The following is an 18,607-nucleotide window of genomic DNA, read 5'->3' as shown; positions in this document are numbered from 1 at the left end:
GTGCGCGCGGTGCACGCGCGGCGGCACGCGGACCGCCGCGCTCGGGTCAGCCCGCTTTCGCGAACGCCCAGCAGTCGTTGGTCGGGAATTCGATCCAGTGCTTGCCGGCCGCGCGCGGCACGTTGCCGAACGCACGCAGGCGCATGTCGCCGCAATGGAACAGGTATTCCCAGCGGTCGCCGAGATACATCGACGTGACGAGGTCGGCCTGCAGCCGGTTCGCGCCCGGGCCGTCGGTCACCTGCACGCGTTCGAGACGGATCACGGCCTGCGCGTCCTGGCCCGGCGCGAACGTGTCGCGCGCCATCGCACGGATTTCCCAGCCGTCGCCGGCGAGCGTCACGCATTCGCCGTCGATCGCGGCGACGCGTGCGTCGATCCGGTTGTTGCTGCCCATGAACTCGGCCGTGTACAGCGAGCGCGGCGCGCCGTACAGCTCGGCCGGCGTGCCTTCCTGCTCGATGCGGCCGTTGCGCAGCAGCAGGATGCGGTCGGACATCGCCATCGCTTCAGTCTGGTCGTGCGTCACGCACAGGGCCGACAGCCCGAGCGACACGATCAGCTCGCGCAGCCACGCGCGCGCTTCCTCGCGCAGCTTCGCGTCGAGGTTCGACAGCGGCTCGTCGAGCAGGATCACCGGCGGGTTGTAGACGAGCGCGCGTGCGATCGCGACGCGTTGCTGCTGGCCGCCCGACAGCTGGTGCGGAAAGCGTTCCGCGAGATGGCCGAGGCCGAGCTGGTCGAGCGCGCTCTGCACGCGGCGTTTCTGTTCGGCCGGCGCGACGCGGCGCAGCTTCAGCCCGTAGCCGACGTTGTCGGCGACGGTGCGGTGCGGCCACAGCGCGTACGACTGGAACACGAGACCGAGCGAACGCTGCTCGACGGGCAGGTCGACGCGCCGCGCGCCGTCGAAGAACACGCGGTCGTCGAGCTGGATGCGGCCTTCGGACGGCTGTTCGAGGCCGGCCACCGCGCGCAGCAGCGTGGTCTTGCCGCTGCCCGACGCGCCGAGCAGGCAGACGACTTCGCCGGCCTTCAGTTCGAACGACACGCCCTTGAGGATCGGATTGACGCCATAGCTGAGATGCAGGTCGTCGACGATGAGCTTATCCATGAAGTTTCACTCCGAAACGCAGGGCCACGCCGAGTCCGACGCCGACCATCGCGATGTTGATGACAGAGAGCGCGGCGACCTGGTCGACGGCGCCGGTCGCCCACAGCGACACGAGCAGCGCGCCGATCACTTCGGTGCCGGGCGACAGCAGGTAGACGGCCGTCGAGTATTCGCGCTCGAAGATCATGAAGATCAGGAGCCACGCGGCGAGCAGGCCGAAACGCACGAGCGGCAGCGTCACGTCGAGCGACACGCGGCTGCGCGTCGCGCCGACGCTGCGGCCGGCTTCCTCGAGCTCGGGGCCGACCTGCAGCAGCGCGCTCTGGATGAGCCGCATCCCGTACGCGAGCCACACGACCGTGTACGCGATCCAGATGCTCCACATCGAGTTCTTCAGTTCGCGCAGGCCCGGGACGAACAGGAAGATCCACAGGAACGCGAGGCCGGCGAGCAGGCCGGGCACCGCGCGCGGCAGCAGCACGATGTAGTCGAGCAGCTTCGTCGCCCAGTCGTGGCGGCGGTGGCCCGCGAACGCGACGAGCGAGTAGAAACCGACCGCGAGCGCACCGCCGATCACGCCGATGCCGAGCGTGTTGACGATCGCGCGCACGAGGTTGTCCTGCTCGAACAGCTCGATGAAGTTCGACAGCGTCAGCACCTCGGCGAGCGCCACGCCTTCGCCCCAGTTGGTCACGAATGCGCGCAACACGATGCCCGAGATCGGCACGATCACGGTCAGCATCAGCCACAGCGCGACGATCGCGAGCGCGACCCAGCGCCACACGCCGAGCGGCAGCACCGTCGCGCGGCCGGCCTTGCCCTTCACGGTGACGAAGCGGTTCGCGGTCTTCAGCAGGCGGCGCTGCAGCAGCACGAGCGGGAACGTGATCGCGACGATGCACACGGCGACCGCGGCCATCAGGTGATACGACGGCACGCCGAGCTTGTTGGTCAGCTTGTACAGGTAGGTCGCGAGCACGAGGTGGCCTTCCGGATCGCCGAGCACGAGCGGCAGCCCGAACACTTCGAAGCCGAGGAAGAACACGAGCACGCCGGCGAACAGCAGCGCGGGCATCGTCATCGGCAGGCTCACGTCGAGCGCGACGCGGAACGGGCGGGCGCCCGTCACGCGGGCGGCTTCCTCGACGTCCGAGCCGAGATTGCGCAGCGCGGCCGACGAGTACAGGTACACGTGCGGCACGTGAGTGAGGCCGACGATCACCGTGATCGCGAAGATCGAATACACGTTCCAGGGCACGTTCGCGACCCCGAACAGTTCCTTGAACCACACCGAGTAGAAGCCGACCGGGCCGGCGGCGACCACGTAGCCGAACGCGAGCACCATCGGCGACACGAACACGGGCGTGAGCAGCAGCGGTTCGAGCCAGCGGCGGCCGGGCAGGTCGGTGCGCACCATCAGGAACGCGAGGATGCCGCCGAGCGGGATCGAGATGAACAGCATCCCGCCGGCGATGATGAACGAGTTCTTCACGGCCGACCAGAAGTCGGGATCGCTGAAGATGAAGCGGAAGCCTTCGATGCCGAGCGTCTTGTTCGCATCGAAGAACGGTGCGGACAACAGGCTCTGGAACAGGATGAAGCCAAGCGGCAGCGCGACCGCGATGGTCAGCACCGCGACGACGATCCAGCGCAGCATGCCGGCGAGCGGCTGCAGGCTGTTGACCGGCAGCGCGGGAATCGCGCTGCTCTGGCCGGTAGAGGGCGGAACGGCCGGCGCCGTTCCGCGTGTGCTGGTTGAAAGCATGAGTTCGCCCCTGCGGCCATCCGGATGGCCGCCTTTAGGAAGTCGGTAAGGGGAAGGGGCCGCCCGCGCCAGAGGCGGCGGGCGGCCGGCAGTCAGCGGATCAGCGCTTGATCGACTGCTGCCATTGCTTCAGGAACGCAAGCCGCTTCGACTGGTCGAGATAGACGAGCAGCCCGGTGCCGATCTGGATCGGCTTCAGCGAATCGCCGAGCTCCTTCGACAGGCTCGCGGCCGACGTTTCGCCCGTGACGTCCGCGCGGATCGCGTACAGGTTCGCCTGGTTCGCGATCAGCGTCTGGCCGCGCTTCGACAGCAGGTAGTCGACCCACAGCTTCGCGGCGTTCGGGTTCTTCGCCTTCTTCGACACGGTGGCGAGGCGGCTCACGACCTGTGTGTAGTCCTTCGGAAACACATAACCGATCGACTTGTCCTTCTTCGCCTTCGCATAGGCATACGAACCGATGATGTTGTAGCCGATCAGGTTCTCGCCCGACGAGATCCGCTCCATCATCGCGCCGGTGCTCGACTGCAGCTTCGGGCCGGTCGCGCCGATCGCCCGCACGAGTTCCCACGTGACCTTCTCGTTCACATGCGCGTCCTGCGTCAGGTAGTTGAAGCCGACACCCGATTTCTCGATGTCGTAGGTCGTGACCTTGCCCTTGAACTTGTCGCCCTGCGTGGTGAGCAGCTTGATCAGGTCGGCGCGCGTCGTCGGCACTTCGTTCTCGGGGATCAGGCGCTTGTTGTAGACGATCGCGAGCGGCTCGAAGGTCGTGCCGTACGCCTGCTTCTGGTATTGCGACCATTGCGGCAGGTTCGGGCTTTCGGGCGAATCGTAGGACGCCATCAGGCCGTCGTTGACGAGCTTGACCTGCAGGTCCATCGCCGAGCTCCACAGCACGTCGGCGCTGGTGCTGCTCGCCGCGTTCTCGCTGATGTAGCGGTTGTACAGCTCGGTGCTGTTCATGTCGTTGTACTCGACCTTCACGCCGTACAGGCTTTCGAAGTCCTTGATCAGCGGACGCACGAGGCCCGTGTCGGTCGTCGAGTAGACGATCAGCTTGCCTTCCTTCTTCGCGGCGTCGATCACGCCCTGGTAGTTACCCGGATACCCGGCCGGAACCTGCGCGGCGGCGCTGCCGGCGGCAGTGCCCAGAACGACCGCCAGCGCGGCGGCGAGGGTCTTCGGTGCAAACGACATGTCTTCCTCCAGTACGTATCGGTGTTGTTCGAGTGACGCGGATGTTAATTGCGAGGCACTTTCAGCCTGCTTTCATTTCCGTTCACAATCGCGTCCTTTGTGTCATGGATTTCCCGAGGTCGAAACGACGGCGGCCGCGGTTTTCGCGGCGCGCGACACGGTTTGAAAAGGGCGGGAAGTGCGTTGCCGACGGGGGCGGCAACGATGCCGAAGACGGTTATGCGGATTGCGCCAGCAGCTTTCCGAGGATCCGGCCGCCGTGCCGCGCGTGCGCGGCCGTCAGCGCCGAATAGCCGACGACGACACCCGCTTCGCGCTCGGCGCTTCGGCAGAATCCGCGGATCGCCTGCAACGTGACGCCGGCCGCGTGCGCCTGCGCGACGTACGACGCGTCGTCCATCCCGGGCGGCAGCCACAGCACGAAATGAAATCCCGCGTGCTCGCCCGACACCGTGTACCGCCCGCTGGCGTGCTTCGCCAGCTGGTCGAGCACGATGTCGCGCCGCTGGCGGTACGCGTGGCGGCTGGCGCGCAGGTGCTTCGCGAAATCGCCGTGCGCGATGAAGCGGGCCAGCGCAAGCTGCGGCGCCACGCCGACGGAGCGTGCGGTCGCGTGCCACACGGCCGACAGCATCGGCCGCAGTTCCGTCGGCACGACCATGAAGCCGATGCGCAGCCCCGAGAACAGCGTCTTGTTGAACGAGCCGCAGTAGATCACGCGATCGCATGCGTCGAGCGATTTCAGCGCGGGCAGCGGGGCGGTCTGGTAACTGAATTCGCCGTCGTAGTCGTCCTCGATGATCCATGCCCGGTTGCGCTGCGCCCAGTCGAGCAGTTCGAGCCGGCGCGACACCGACATCGTGACGCCGAGCGGTGCCTGATGGGCGGGCGTCACGTAGGCCGCGCGCGCATCCGGATGGCGATCCAGCGACGCCGTGTCGATCCCTTCCCGATCGACCGGCACGTCGATCACGGTTGCGCCCGCAATCGTGAAAATCTGCCAGGCCGACGCATAACCCGGATCTTCCATCAGCACCGTCGAGCCGGGCGCGAGCACCGTTCGCGCGACGAGATCGATCGAATGCCGGATGCCGGTCGTGATGAAGATGTCGCCGGCTTCGCACGGAATGCCGCGGTATTCCCGCAGGTACGCGGCGATTTCGGCGCGCAGGCTTTCGACGCCTTGCGACGGCGTCGCCCCGAGGTCGTTCACCGTCGCGGCAAGCAGGCTCGCGCCGAGCGCCTTCTTCCATTGCTGCATCGGCAGCAGGCCGGGATCGGCGAGCCGTGCGACGAACGGGACGCCGGGGCGCACGCCATGTTCCGGCTCGGCCGTGTCCGTCGTGCCTGCCGACGCGCTCGGCGTGTCGGGGCGATCGGCGCCGCCGTGACGCGGCTGCGCGGCCGCGCGCAGATAGCTGTCCGGCACCATCGCGCAGACCCGCGACCCGGAGCCGCGCGTGCGCGCAATGTAGCCCTCGGAGCACAGCAGGTCGTACGCCGCTTCGACGGTTCCCCGTGCGACGCTCCAGCGCGCGGCAAGCGTCCGGCTGGACGGCAGCGGGCTGTCACCGGGTAGCAGGCGCTTCAGGATCGCGTCGCGAATCGCGTCGGCAATGCACGCCTGCTTCGACTGCGGGCTGCCGGTCGACAGCCCGGAAGGGCGCGGCAGATCAAGCGGAATCGCGGCTTTGCCTCGCGGCATAGTGGTCCAGTCGGTGTTCGATTTAATGGTCCTTCAGCTTATATCACTTTCCCCTTAGATTGCTGTCGACCACCTCCATCCGACCGAAGACGGACTCACCGCATGAAGACGCGTTTATTGCCCCAGTGGGGCTGGCTGTTCCTGTTGATGCTTGTCGTGTGCCTGCCGCGGGTCACGATCGATGCCTACCTGCCGTCGCTGCCCGCGATGGCCGACGCGCTGCACGGCACCGATGCCCAGTTGCAGCTCACGCTGACGCTGTACATGGTCGGTTATGCGTTGTCGATGCTGGTGTCGGGGCCGTTGTCCGATCGGTACGGACGCCGTCCGGTACTCGTCGGCGGCCTGTGCGTCTACGCGATCGCGAGCGTTGCCTGCGCGTTGTCGACGAGCATCCCGGCGATCATCGCCGCACGCATCTTCCAGGCGCTGGGCGGCTGCAGCGGAACGGTGATCGGGCGCGTCATCGTGCGCGAGCGCTTTCCGACCGCGATGCAGGCCACGATGCTGGGCCGTATCTCGGCCGGCATGGCGTTGTCGCCGGTGATTGCGCCGCTGGCCGGCAGCGCGGTCGCCGAATGGTTCGGCTGGCGCGGGGTGTTCGCGTGTCTCGCGGCGGGCGGGTTGATCGCGACGGCGATGGTGCTGCGCTATTTGCCCGAGACCCGCGAATACGACGCGCGGCCGGTGCCGGGCCGCGGGCTCTTGCGGACGTATGCCGGCCTGCTGCGCGAGCGCCGGTTCCTGCGCTATTCGCTGGCGATCAGCTTCGCTTACTGCACGTACTATCCGTTCATCGCGGAGTCGTCGACGCTGTTCCAGCGGCAGATGGGCGTGTCCGGCCCGGTCTATGCGGCGATCTTCGGCCTGACCGTGCTCGGCTACCTGATCGGTTCGAGCCTGTTCGCGCGGACCAGCGGCCGCTGGGAAGCCGATGCGGTCATCGTCGCGGCGGCAGCCATCAATCTGGTCGGCGCCGCGGTGTTGTGGGCAGGCGGTGCGATCGCCCCCACGGCGGTGGCGGCCCTCGTCGTGCCGATGTTCGTCGTGATGATTGCCGTCGGGATTGCGATTCCGGCCTGCCAGTTTGCGGTGATGCAGCCGTACACGAAGATCGCCGGCACGGCGTCCGGGCTCTTCTTCTTTATCCAGATGGCGATCACGGCCGCGTGCGGCGGTGTGCTGGCGTGGCTGTCGGATGGCACCGCCCGCTCGATGATTGCCGTCACGGTCGGTGCGAGCGTCGCGTTCGTCGCGGTGGCCGTCGGTCTGCGTGAGCGTCGCGTGACCGACGGTTCGCGCTTCGCGACAGGGAGCCATCGCGCGCCCGAGCGATGAGCGGCAGTCGACCGGACCGCGCGGCGCGGGTTCGCAGGCGCGGTGCAACAGGTGTTTCCGCGAGGCGTCGAAATGGAAAGGATCATGTAATGTAGCGGCCTGTCGCTGACCTTACCGGATTCCCCATGCGTGTGCTGCTCGTCGAAGACAACCCGAACCTGGCCCAGTCGCTGAACGACGCGCTGAGCGCCGCGCGCTTCGCGGTCGATCACATGGCGGACGGGGAGGCGGCGGACCACGTGCTGCGCACGCAGGATTACGCGCTGGTGATCCTCGATCTCGGGCTGCCGAAGCTCGACGGGCTGGAGGTGCTGCGGCGGCTGCGCGCGCGCCGCAATCCGGTGCCGGTGCTGATCCTCACCGCGCACGGGTCGGTCGAGGACCGCGTGAAGGGGCTCGATCTCGGCGCCGACGACTATCTCGCGAAGCCGTTCGAGCTGACCGAACTGGAAGCGCGCGCCCGCGCGCTGATCCGGCGCAGCCTCGGCCACGAGCATTCGCGGGTCGAATGCGGGCCGCTTTCGTATGACAGTATCGATCGCAGTTTCCACCTCGCGGGCGAACCGCTGTCGCTCACGCCGCGCGAGCGCTCGGTGCTCGAGGTGCTGATCCTGCGCAACGGCCGCGCGATCAACAAGGAAACGCTGTCGGAGAAGATCTTCGGGCTCGACGAATCGGTCAACGCCGACGCGATCGAAATCTACGTGTACCGGCTGAGGAAGAAGCTCGAGAACACGGGCATCGCGATCGTCACGTTACGGGGATTGGGATATCTGCTGGAAGCGAAGGCGGTATGAGTGACCGCCCCCACGCTCACTTTCGTTCGCTGCCCCCCAAGGGGGCGCATGCCTTCCTTGGGGCAGCCCGGCGGGAGGCATGGTGACCCGCCCGAACCTGCGCACCCAGGTTGCGCTGTGGCTGCTGCTGCCGCTGCTCGGCCTGCTCGCGCTCGACTCGTGGCTCACGTACCAGCGCGCGATGAGCGCCGCGCACGTCGCATTCGACCGCACGCTGTCGTCGTCGCTGAAGTCGATCCGCGAAGGCGTGCGGCTCAACGACGGTGAAATCGAGGTCGACCTGCCGTATCTCGCGCTCGAAATGCTCGAATCGAGCGACGGCGGCAAGATCTACTACCTGATCCGCGAAGACAACGGCCACACGATCACCGGTTATCCGGACCTGCCGCTGCCGCAGGGGCGCGATGCGGGCGACGGCGCGCTGTTCGTCACGCGTTACTACGACGTCGTCTATCGCGGCGAGCAGTTGCGGATGGCCGCGCTGCGCATTCCGGTGCACGACGTGCCGACCGCACAGTCGCGCATCGTATGGGTGATGGTCGGCGAGACGATCGAGGCGCGCCAGGCGCTCGCGCGCGAGATACTGGTCGGTTCGCTGCTGCAGGAAGGGCTGCTCGTCGTGCTCGCGCTCGGGATCGTATGGCTCGGCGTCGGGCGCGGGCTGCGGCCGCTGAACCGGCTGTCGGCGACGGTCGCCGCGCGCAGCGAGGACGACACGACGCCGCTCGACACGGGCGCGATGCCGAGCGAGCTGACGCCGCTCGTCGATTCGATCAACCAGTACATTGGCCGCACGCAGCGCATGCAGGTCGCGCGGCGCCGCTTCTTCGCGGATGCGGCCCATCAACTGAAGACGCCGCTCGCGGCCGTGCAGGCCGGCGTCGAGCTCGCGCTGCGGCCCGACGAGCAGCCGCGCGCGAACGCCCACCTGCGGCGCGCGAACGGCGCGGTGCGACAGGCCGCGAAGATCGTCCAGCAATTGCTGTCGCTGTCGCGGCTCGATTCGGACAGCGGCCACGCGGTCGCGCGCAAACCGGTCGAACTGCACCGGCTCGCGCGCAGCGTGACGCTCGACTGGTCGCCCGTCGCACGCGCGCGCGACATCGATCTCGGCTTCGAACACGAGGCCGACGTCGACGTGCACGGGCAGTCCGACCTGCTCGGCGAGATGATCGGCAACCTGATCGACAACGCGATCCGCTATGCGGGCGACCGTGCGGTGATCACGGTGCGCGTGTCGCGCGACGGCGAGCATGCACGGCTCGACGTGATCGACAACGGGCCGGGCATTCCGGCCGACGAGCGCGACGCGGTGTTCGAGCGCTTCCATCGCGGCAGCAAGACGCAGACGGTCGAAGGGACGGGGCTTGGGCTGTCGATCGTGCGGGAGATCGCACGCGTGCACCAGGGCACGGTGGCGCTGGCCGATGCGAGCGGCGGCGGGCTGATCGTCACGGTGGTGCTGCCGATCAGCCTTTAGAAACACATTTCGGCATGTGTTTCCCGGGAGGCGGTGGATATGCGGAGCGCAGGTGATTATCTGCGCCATTATGCACATTCGAGATGTTTTATAAAATCTAAATATTCAATAATTGAATTGAGTATTTTTATACTCACGTGACATGCTGCTATTTATAACAGCTACAAATTCCGATTATCCGACCTAAGCTGAATCAGCCGTTCAATATACGGCTTCATCTCGTTAATTCAGGGATGAATCGTAATTTTCCACAATTCAGTGAGGGCAAGGCCATGGCCACGACACTCGATGAAGAAGTTCTGCCGGAGATTTTCGTCAAACGATTCAGAATCAGCGGTGGGCAGGTCACGTCAGGAAAGGGGCATGCGCCGACCATCCAGTTTGCCGCCGCATTCCACCCGGAACTGGATCATCCGTCGGGCTCGCTGCAAGGCTCCGGCACGATTGTCTGGGCTCATCGGCCCAATAACGTGACCAGAATCACGATCGGCGGAAACTATACCTACTTCCCGTCAAAGGAAGAGGAAAGCGCGTCCGCTCTTCTGGTACGGTCGCTTTTGCTGCACGTGCATGGTTACGTCGGCGGGATCATTCCCGTCAACAAGTATCATGGCATCCCGCCGGCACTGTTTCCGGTGCTGGATTTGTCTTCCCTTATTCCGCAGGGTTCGAAAACCGGAACGGCCAGTTATACGAGCGTCGATCCCCAAAATCCGGAAGAAAAGATCACGGTAAGCGACGCAAAGATTACGGAACTGTGATTCCAGCGGAAATCAATCGGCAAATTGTTTGAAATCGAACACGGTGGCGCATTGCGGTAAACGATCGCATGCGTCGCCTTCCGATTCAGCGCATTGTGCCATTCATGCGGGTTCGCGATTTTTTAATCGCCGAACCCGATCTCCGCTTCGAGCGATTGGCCGATTTCGAGCCACGCACCCGCGCCTTCGACGACGATCGCATTGATGCCGAACGTCAGCGCGTCTTCGTAATTCGGATTCGCGCGATAGGTCTGCATCGTGTCGGTCGGCTCGTGCGGCCATGCCGGATCGGGCGCGGCGGTGGCCTGGTCGATCGTCGGCATCGGGCAGCGCGTGCACAGCTTCACGAGGCGCAGCCGTACGGGCGTCGCGCCTTCGGTATCGAGGTGTTCGACGAAATCCTCTTCGTACGCATCGAGATCCGACACGACGATGTTCGGGCGGAAGCGGTTCATCGGAATCGCCGGCGCGCCTTTCGCGGCGAGCCGCGCGTTCAGGTCGTCGAGCGACGACTGGCCGATCACGAGCAGCGGATAGCCGTCGGCGAACTGCGTGTGCGTATCGATCTCGCCGGTCCATTTGCGGTTGCAGCCGCGGCGCGCGTCGGCGCCGAAGCGGGCGAGCTTCGCCGGCGTGCCGAGGAATTCGGTGAGCCACGCGGCCGTTTCGGCGCCCGTGTCGATCGCGTCGACGGTGTCACGCCAGACGGTCGCGGCCATTTTCGGCGTGGCGGGCGACGCGTCGCCGTCGAGCGGCGTGCGGATCTCGCGCATGCCCGGCGCATTCAGCACGAGCGCGTCGCTGTCGAGCGCGGTGCGGATCAGCGCGAGGCGCGGGTGCGTGCGCTGCGTGATCATTTGCCCGGCGGGGTCGGTGATCAGCCAGTGGCGGTCGTAGGCGAGGCCCGTTTCGAGCAGTTGCGCACGCGTCAGCGCGATGCCGGCGCAGGATTTGATCGGGTAGACGAAAAGTTCGCTGATGGCTGGCATGGCGCTGGCTTCGAATGACGTGAAGAGTCAAAACGCGATTGTGCCAGATCGGGCCGAAGCAGTTTGGCCGGTTACGCGAGCGGGAAGCCGGTGTCGAACGTCGTGCGCACGTCGAGCGGCTGACGCAGCAGCCCGGCCTTCAGGTAGAAGTCGGCCGTGCGCTGCTGCCCGGCGATCACGGTCGCGTCGATTGGCAACCAGCGCGTGTTGCGGCGCTCGAACTGCAGCTTCGCGGCGGCCGGCGGAATGCCGATGATGCGCGCGAGCGCCGCGGAATACGCGTCGACATGCCGGTACGACCACGTCTGCGCGCGCACGACGCGCAACAGGAAATCGTGCAATACGTCGCGCTTCGACGCGATCGCCGCATCGGTCGCCGCGACATAGCTGAGGCCCGACCACAGTCCGCGGCCGTTGACGAGCACGCGCGCGCGGCCGCTCGTTTCGGCGAGCGCGGTATAGGGCTCCCACGTCGCCCACGCGTCGATCGATCCGGTCGCGAGTGCAAGCATCGTGTCGGCCGGCGGCAGGAAGCGGAACGACACGGCGTCGGGCGGCAGGCCGGCCGCGTCGAGCGCCTTCAACGTGACGAAATGGCCGATCGAGCCGCGCGTGGTGCCGATGCGCTTGCCCTTCAGGTCGGCCGCGCTTTTCAGCGCTGCGTCGGGCCGCACGAGCACGGCCGTGCCGTACGGATCGGAACGGTTTGCGCCGATCACCTTGATGCGCGCGCCCGACGCAAGCGCGAAGATCACCGGCGCGTCGCCGATCGGCCCGCAGTCGACGGCGGCCGCGTTCAGCGCTTCGGCGAGCGGCGCGGCGGCCGGGAACTCGGTCCATGCGATGTCGTACGCGAGGCCGTTCAGTTCGCCGGCCGCTTCGAGCAGCGCGCGCAGCCCGCCTTTCTGGTCGCCGGCGCGCAGCAGCGGCCGTGTGCCCGATTGCGCGCGCAGCGCGGCCGGGGCCGCGGCGATCATGGCGAGGGCGCTCGCTTGCGCGAGGAAATGGCGTCGGGTCGGATTCATCGTGAAGTTCGGTCGGTCGGAGAAAAGGGGTGGGAATTCAGTGCGGGAGTCCGGCCTGCACGTCGCGGACGGGTTCCGTGTCGACGCGCAGCAGCAGCGCGGTCAGCGGATCGCCGGTCGCCGACGCCGCGGCCGGCCGTGCGGCGGCGTCCGAGCGGCACAGCAGGTCGGCGTCCGACCAGCCGGCACTGCCCGGCAACGCGCGTGCCCGCAGCCAGCCGCGACGATCGGCGAGCAGTTGCGTGCCGCCGAGCGCATCGGGCGCTAGGCCCGCGATCGTCGCGAATGCGAGCCACGCGTCGGGCGTCGACGCGACGCAGTTCGCACGCGTGCCGGTTGCGGGCGGCATGGATGTGCCGCGTGCCGTGACGAGCAGGGTCTGCCAGCGCGGGTCTTCCGGCGGCGCTGCGGCGCCCGGCGCGAGCGCGACGATGCGCACCCGCTGGCCTTCGCGCCAGTGTTCGAGTGATTGGGGCGCGGCGTCGCCGCAGCGCACGTCGAGCGCCGGCAGCGGGACGGGCACGGGCCACGCGCCTTCGGCTCGCGCGCCGCTGCCCGCGGAAAGCGCCTTCAGGTAGTCGAGCACGGCCCACGTGTCTTGCGGGCCGAGCGTGGCCGCAAAGCCGGGCATCGTCGACACACCGTGTTCGTCGCGCGTGCCGTGGCGCACCCGCCAGAACAGTTCGCCGTCGAGGCGACGGGCGAGCAGCGCGCCGGCGAAGGTCGGCGGCCAGTGCGCGAGCGTGGCCGCGAGCGGCCCTTCGCCACGGCCGTCCGCGCCGTGGCAGGCCGCGCAGTGTTGCGTGTAGAGATGCGCGCCGCGCACCACGTTCGATACCGAAAACGGCGCGGGATCGCGCTGGAAACTCGTCGGCACGGCAGGCGAGAGCCACAGCGACGACGGCGGCCATGGCGCGAACCATGCAACGGCCAGCGCGGCGATCGCCGACGCGAAACGCCCCTTGCGCGAAACGAGCGCGACGCACGCGAGCACGACGGCACACGCGGTCGCCGCCAGCGCGAACGCGAGCTGCCGCGTGAGGCCCGCGTCGATGCGCAGCGTCTCGAGCGCGATGCGGTGCGCCCATGGCCACGCGGCCTGACCGTCGGCGTCGCCCGTCAGGCCGAGCATGTGCAGCACGCGTGCCAACGCGAGTTGCGCGCGATACAGACCTTGCAGGAACACGAGCGCCCAGTCGGCGAACGGCGGCGTGTTCATCGGCCGCGCGCCCGCCGCGTGGCGGCCGATCGTCGAACGGCAACCCGCATCTACCAGCTCGCATCGAGCCCGAGATGCCGCAGCGCGTCGTGGCGCAGTGCCGCGAGGCGCGGGTCGCCGCGATGGCGCGGGTAGGGCAGGTCGACATGCAATTCGGCGACGATCCGTGCGGGACGCGGCCCGAACACGATCACGCGCTGCGCGAGGAACAGCGCTTCCTCGACGTCGTGCGTGACGAGTAGCGCGGAGAACCCGTCGCGTTGCCACAGCGTGGTCAGTTCGCCCTGCATCGTGAGCCGCGTCAGCGAATCGAGCTTGCCGAGCGGTTCGTCGAGGATCAGCAGGCGCGGATCGTTGACGAGCGCGCGGGCAAGTGCGACGCGCTGCGCCATCCCGCCCGATAGCTGATGCGGGAACACGTTCGAGAATTCCTGCAGCCCGACGCGCGCCAGCGCATCGTCGACGCGATGCTGCGCGACACGCGCCACGCCGCGCGCTTCAAGGCCGAGTGCGACATTCGCGCGCACGCGTCGCCACGGGTACAGCGTCGGGTCCTGGAACACGACGATGCGCGACGGATCGGGGCGCTCGATCGGCACGCCGTCCTGCGCGATCGTGCCTTGCCGCGCGGCGTCGAGGCCCGCGACGAGACGCAGCAGCGTCGATTTCCCGCAGCCGCTCGGGCCGAGCAGCGCGACGAATTCGCCGGCCGCGACCGACAGCGTGACGTCGTCGAGCACCGGCAGCGGGCCACCGGGGCCGTCGAACGCATGGCTGACGCGGCGGATGTCGATGCGCGCGCCGCGCGGCGCCGTGATGGTGGGCGTAGCGGCGGGCGCAGCGGCAACGGACGGTTCGAGTACGGTGGTGCTCACCATTTGACGGTTCCTTTCTGCCACGCGAGCACGCGGTCGCGCACCGCGAACAGCAGCGCGATCAGCCCGGAAAACAGCAGCGCCATCACGATCAGCGCCGCATACATGTTCACGTACGATGCCCAGCCCTGCGCCCAGCTCAGGTACCAGCCGAGCCCCGACTTGACGCCCATCATCTCGGCGACGACCAGCACCGTGAACGACGCGCTCAGCCCCATGAAGATGCCGACGAACACGTGCGGCAGCGCGGCCGGAATCGCGACGCGCAGCACGAGGAAGCGCGCGTTCGCGCCGAGCGTGCGTGCGACGTCGTAGTATTGGCGGTTGACGCTCGCGACGCCGGACCACGTCAGCACGGCGACCGGGAAGCCGGTCGACAGCGCGATCAGGAATGCGGCGGCCGAATAGCTCGACGGGAAGAAGTAGAACGTGAGCGGCAGCAGCGCGGTGGCCGGCACGGGGCCGAGCACGCGCAGCACCGGATGCACCCAGTAGCCGATCCGGCGCGACCAGCCGATCGACACGCCCACCGCGAAGCCGACCGTGACGCCGTACGCAAACCCGAGCGCGAGCAGTTTCAGCGTGTTGCCGGCGCTGCCGAAGAGGCGCGGCCAGTCGTCGACATAGACCTCGATCAGCGCCTGCGGCGGCGCGAAGAACGGTGTCGGCAGCCAGCCGGTTTTCGCGGTGACGATTTCCCACGCGGCGAGCACGAGCGGCAGCGCGACGAGCCACGGGCCGGCCGGACGCACGCGTGCGAGGCGCGTGCGGGTGGCGGGGACGAGATGGCCGAGCGTCGCGGCGGCGAGCAGCAGCGCGCCGATCGACCAGGCGGCCGCGCCGAACGTGTCCGTGTACGCCCAGTCGCTGAAGCCGACGATGCGGTTCGGCCACAGTTGCGTGAGCGCGCCGAGCGCGGCCCACGCGAGCGCGGCGGCGATGCCGGTCGGCCAGGTTCGTGCGCGGCGGGCTTCGGCGGCGAGCGTGGCTTCGCAGGCGGTGCAGGCCACGCGCGCGGACGCGGTGGCGCTGCCGCCGGCCGGTGCGGATGCGGTGCGTGCGGGGGAAGCCTGTTCGATCGTCGACATCGCGTCACCCCAGCACGTTCGCATAGACCTGCTGCGCGAAGCGCTGCGGGTCGGTGCTTTTCTTCAGCACGCTGATGCGGCGGAAATCGTCCGCATAAAACGCGATTTCCTGCTGCAGATCGACGTTGGTCGGGTGATGCGTGTAGGTGAGCGTCGCGTAGAGCTTGCGCAGATCGTCGGGGCTGATCTTCGGCGAATACTTCGCGAACACCTTCGCGGCCTCGTTCGGGTTGTCGTGCGTGTACTCGGTGGCCTGCACGATCGAGCGCGCGAGCGCGGCAGCCGACGGCCGGTCGTTGCGCACGAGGTCGCCGCGCGCGCCGATCACGCAGCACACCTTGCGCGCGTATTCGCCGGACAGGTTCGTCGCCAGTTCCGTATACGCGCCGTTGCTGCGCTTTTCGAGCAGGAATAGATTCGGGTCGCCGTCGGCGATCGCGTGAATCTCGCCCTTGTCGACCGCGACGCCGAGCAGGTCGGCCGGGTACTGCCGCCACGTGATGTCGCGCTCGGGATCGATGCCGTTCTTCGCGAGCAGGATCGAGAAGAAATGCTTGCCGGGCGCGGCGAGATCGCTGACGCCGACCGTCTTGCCCTTCAGCGCCTGCAGCGTCGTGACGCCGGCCGCCTTCGCGCCGAGCAGCCGCACGCAGCCGCCGTGCGAACTGCCGACGATCTTCACGTCGAAGCCGGCTTCAAGCGGCTTAAGCCAGCGGTGGATCATCCCGACCGCCGCATCGGCCTTGCCGGTCGCGATCGATTCGAGCAACTGGTCGGTCGACCCGCTGTAGTTGATCAGCTCGACCTTCAGGCCGTTCTTCTCGAAGAAGCCGCGTTCCTGCGCGACGACGATCGGCGTCAGGCAGAACGCGTTCTGGTTCCACGCGAACGTGAGTTTCTTCAGCGGCGGCGCGGACCAGGCCTTGCGGCCGAGCGTGATCGCCGGCGCGGCAAGCGCGGCGGCACCGGCCGCGCGCAGCAGCCTGCGGCGTTTGTCGTCGTGCGCATCGGTGGGCGCGGGTGCGGTGGTTCGGGTCATGTGGTCGGGTCTCCGGTCGTGCGGAAAGGCGCTCAGTCGAGCAGGTCGGGTTCGTCGGCGACGACGCGCGCGAACAGGCTGTCGAATGCATGCAGCGCGCCCTCGGGGCCGCCGATCTGGCCGTGCGTGTGGCGCGCGGTCGCGTGATCGATCGGCTGCGGCGTGCCGGCCGCTTCGGCCAGCAACTGCGTGTGCGCGGCATTGTCGAGCGCGATGTACCACCATGCGGCGGCCTCGACCGACGGGCCGGCCGTCAGGATCCCGTGGTTCTTCAGGATCGCGCCCTTGTGCGTGGTGCCGTCCGGTTTCGCGAGCGCATCGGCGATCCGCGCGCCTTCGCTGGTATCGACGACCATCCCCGTGAAGTCGTCGAACAGCGCGTGATCCTCGTAGAACACGCATGCGTCCTGCGTGAGCGGATCGAGCGGGCGGCCGAGCGTCGACCAGGCCTTGCCGTAGGTCGAATGCGTATGCGCGGCGGCGACGATATGCGGATGCGCGTCGTGAATCGCCGCATGGATCGCGAACGCGGCCTTGTTCAGCGGGCGCGTGCCGATCGCGGTTTCGCCATGCGCGTTGACGAGCAGCAGATCGGACACCTTGATCTGCGAGAAATGCACGCCGAGCGGATTCACCCAGAAATGGTCGGGCAACTCCGGATCGCGCGCGGTGATGTGGCCGGCGAGGCCCGACGCGAAACCGAAGCGCGCGAACAGGCGGAACGCGGCCGCGAGCCGCTCCTGCCGGTGGCGGCGTTCGGCGGCGACGTCGATGCGCGGCGCGGGCGGGTCGAACCAGAAATGCTGGCGCGGCGCGTCGGCGAGCACGAGGCCCGATGCGGTGCGGACGGGCGAGGAAAGAACGGCGGACATGGCGTATCGCTCCGTTGGCGTCATGCGGCGCGCCGTGCCGCGTCGCGTTCCGCGACAGCGCTGCGCACGCGCGGAATCAGTTCGCGGCCGTAGTCGATCGCGTCCTCGAGCGGATCGAAGCCGCGGATCAGGAACGTCGTCACGCCGAGGTCGTAGTAGTCGAGCAGCGCGTCGGCGACCTGTTCGGGCGTGCCGACGAGCGCCGTCGAATTCGAGCGAGCGCCGGTGAGCTTCGCGATTTCCGTCCACAGCCGCTTGTCGACGCGCGAGCCGCGTTCGGCCGCGGCCAGCAGGCGGCGCGCGCCTTCGCTCTGTTGCGGGCCGCCGGCGCCGAGGCCGGCCGCTTCGCGCAGCCGGCGCGTTTCGTCGAGGATGCGGTGCGCGCGCGCCCACGCTTCGTCCTCGGTCGCGGCGAGGATCGGGCGGAACGACACGGAGAACCGCACCTGCCGGCCGTGCTGGGCGGCTTCCGCGCGCACGCGTGTCGTCAGGTCGCGCACCTGGTCGAGCGATTCGCCCCACAGTGCATAGACGTCCGCGTGTTTGCCGGCCACCGCGAGTGCGGCTTCCGATGCGCCGCCGAAATAGATCGGCACGTGCGGCTGCTGGAACGGCTTCACTTCCGAAAAGCCCTGCTTGAACCGGTAGTGCGCGCCGTCGTGATCGAACGGCTGGGTTTCGGTCCAGATCCGCCGCAGGATGCCGAGGTATTCGTCGGTGCGTGCATAACGCGCGTCGTGGTCGAGGAAATCGCCGTCGCGCTGCTGCTCGCTGTCCGAGCCGCCGGAGATGAAGTGCACGGCGAGCCGGCCGCGGCTGAACTGGTCGAGCGTCGCGATCTGCCGCGCGGCGAGCGTCGGCGCGGTGAAGCCCGGGCGATGCGCGAGCATGAAGTGGATGCGCTCGGTCGCGGCCGCCGCGAACGCGATCGTCAGCGTCGCCGACGGGCCGGTCGAGTGATGCGGCACGAGGATCCGGTCGAAACCGGCCGTTTCGTGGGCGCGCGCAAAGTCGCGCACATAGTCGGGATCGACCACGGGGCCGGACGCCGGATGGATTTCCGACTGCTTCTGGCTCTGGATCATGCCGATGAATTCGACGCTCATCTGGGTCTCCGGTGCAGGGACGTCCCGGCGCACGGCCGGGCAGGAATGGAGCGCAGGTTAACGCCGCGATCATGCGGAATGGAAATAATCAATCCCGATTTGAATATCAGATTTGCATGGTTTGGGCGGGTGCGCGGTGCGCATACGCTGTGGGCTCACGAACGATCGGGCGCGCGTTGGCGCCGTGTCGTGCGCCGCGCGTCGCGTGCCGATCGATCATCGCCATGGCCGGC

Annotated in this window: 16 protein-coding genes; 4 read left to right on the top strand and 12 right to left on the bottom strand. The window is 67.9% G+C overall.

What is annotated here, in order from left to right:
• Positions 1-46: 46 nt before the first annotated feature.
• The 4 genes from ACTRWB_RS10385 to pdxR form a co-directional block, all read right to left on the bottom strand.
• The gene (locus ACTRWB_RS10385) at positions 47-1,114 is read right to left on the bottom strand and encodes an ABC transporter ATP-binding protein (RefSeq protein ID WP_048245397.1); all 1,068 of its coding nucleotides are present in this window, start codon (positions 1,112-1,114) and stop codon (positions 47-49) included.
• The gene (locus ACTRWB_RS10380) at positions 1,107-2,879 is read right to left on the bottom strand and encodes an ABC transporter permease (protein WP_048245396.1); all 1,773 of its coding nucleotides are present in this window, start codon (positions 2,877-2,879) and stop codon (positions 1,107-1,109) included. Before ACTRWB_RS10380 ends, ACTRWB_RS10385 begins: the two co-directional genes overlap by 8 nt.
• Positions 2,880-2,979: 100 nt before the next feature.
• On the bottom strand, positions 2,980-4,080 hold the full coding sequence (locus ACTRWB_RS10375) for an ABC transporter substrate-binding protein (RefSeq protein WP_048245395.1): 1,101 nt from the start codon (positions 4,078-4,080) through the stop codon (positions 2,980-2,982).
• Positions 4,081-4,297: 217 nt separating this feature from the next.
• Complete coding sequence (gene pdxR, locus ACTRWB_RS10370; RefSeq protein ID WP_446901830.1) at positions 4,298-5,785, bottom strand: MocR-like pyridoxine biosynthesis transcription factor PdxR; 1,488 nt, start codon at positions 5,783-5,785, stop codon at positions 4,298-4,300.
• A 102-nt stretch (positions 5,786-5,887) separates the two neighbouring features.
• On the opposite strand from pdxR, the gene ACTRWB_RS10365 reads away from it, so the two are divergent.
• The 4 genes from ACTRWB_RS10365 (at position 5,888) to ACTRWB_RS10350 (ending at position 10,161) form a co-directional block, all read left to right on the top strand.
• Complete coding sequence (locus ACTRWB_RS10365; protein ID WP_446901829.1) at positions 5,888-7,123, top strand: multidrug effflux MFS transporter; 1,236 nt, start codon at positions 5,888-5,890, stop codon at positions 7,121-7,123.
• A 125-nt stretch (positions 7,124-7,248) separates the two neighbouring features.
• Entirely contained in the window at positions 7,249-7,920 is a 672-nt protein-coding gene (locus ACTRWB_RS10360) for a response regulator (RefSeq protein ID WP_065502220.1), read from the top strand.
• Positions 7,921-7,999: 79 nt separating this feature from the next.
• Entirely contained in the window at positions 8,000-9,400 is a 1,401-nt protein-coding gene (locus tag ACTRWB_RS10355) for a sensor histidine kinase N-terminal domain-containing protein (RefSeq protein WP_446901828.1), read from the top strand.
• Between the two features lie 272 nt (positions 9,401-9,672).
• The gene (locus ACTRWB_RS10350; RefSeq protein ID WP_129517258.1) at positions 9,673-10,161 is read left to right on the top strand and encodes a hypothetical protein; all 489 of its coding nucleotides are present in this window, start codon (positions 9,673-9,675) and stop codon (positions 10,159-10,161) included.
• A gap of 122 nt (positions 10,162-10,283) precedes the next feature.
• Here ACTRWB_RS10350 and ACTRWB_RS10345 read toward each other — a convergent pair whose 3' ends face one another.
• The 8 genes from ACTRWB_RS10345 to ACTRWB_RS10310 all read right to left on the bottom strand — a co-directional run bounded on the left by ACTRWB_RS10345 (position 10,284) and on the right by ACTRWB_RS10310 (position 18,374).
• Positions 10,284-11,150, bottom strand: coding sequence for an MOSC domain-containing protein (locus tag ACTRWB_RS10345; RefSeq protein WP_446901827.1), 867 nt, complete (start codon positions 11,148-11,150; stop codon positions 10,284-10,286).
• A 71-nt stretch (positions 11,151-11,221) separates the two neighbouring features.
• Positions 11,222-12,175, bottom strand: a complete 954-nt coding sequence (locus tag ACTRWB_RS10340) for an ABC transporter substrate-binding protein (RefSeq protein WP_446901826.1) — start codon at positions 12,173-12,175, stop codon at positions 11,222-11,224.
• 37 nt (positions 12,176-12,212) lie between these two features.
• Positions 12,213-13,394, bottom strand: coding sequence for a c-type cytochrome (locus ACTRWB_RS10335; RefSeq protein ID WP_446901825.1), 1,182 nt, complete (start codon positions 13,392-13,394; stop codon positions 12,213-12,215).
• A gap of 50 nt (positions 13,395-13,444) precedes the next feature.
• Positions 13,445-14,272 (bottom strand): ABC transporter ATP-binding protein, encoded by an 828-nt coding sequence (locus tag ACTRWB_RS10330; RefSeq protein ID WP_446901824.1) that lies wholly within the window; start codon positions 14,270-14,272, stop codon positions 13,445-13,447.
• Positions 14,266-15,357, bottom strand: coding sequence for an ABC transporter permease (locus ACTRWB_RS10325; RefSeq protein ID WP_446901823.1), 1,092 nt, complete (start codon positions 15,355-15,357; stop codon positions 14,266-14,268). Before ACTRWB_RS10325 ends, ACTRWB_RS10330 begins: the two co-directional genes overlap by 7 nt.
• Before the next feature lie 4 nt (positions 15,358-15,361).
• Positions 15,362-16,396, bottom strand: a complete 1,035-nt coding sequence (locus tag ACTRWB_RS10320; RefSeq protein WP_446901822.1) for an ABC transporter substrate-binding protein — start codon at positions 16,394-16,396, stop codon at positions 15,362-15,364.
• 32 nt (positions 16,397-16,428) lie between these two features.
• Positions 16,429-17,268: a class II aldolase/adducin family protein gene (locus tag ACTRWB_RS10315; RefSeq protein WP_446901821.1), complete on the bottom strand. Its 840-nt coding sequence runs from the start codon at positions 17,266-17,268 to the stop codon at positions 16,429-16,431.
• Positions 17,269-17,288: 20 nt separating this feature from the next.
• Positions 17,289-18,374 (bottom strand): LLM class flavin-dependent oxidoreductase, encoded by a 1,086-nt coding sequence (locus ACTRWB_RS10310; RefSeq protein WP_193100661.1) that lies wholly within the window; start codon positions 18,372-18,374, stop codon positions 17,289-17,291.
• Positions 18,375-18,607 lie beyond the last annotated feature (233 nt).

Source organism: Burkholderia sp. YIM B11467 (assembly GCF_052952715.1).
The sequence above is the reverse complement of the archived record's forward strand: the minus strand, read 5'-3'. Positions and strand labels throughout refer to the sequence as shown.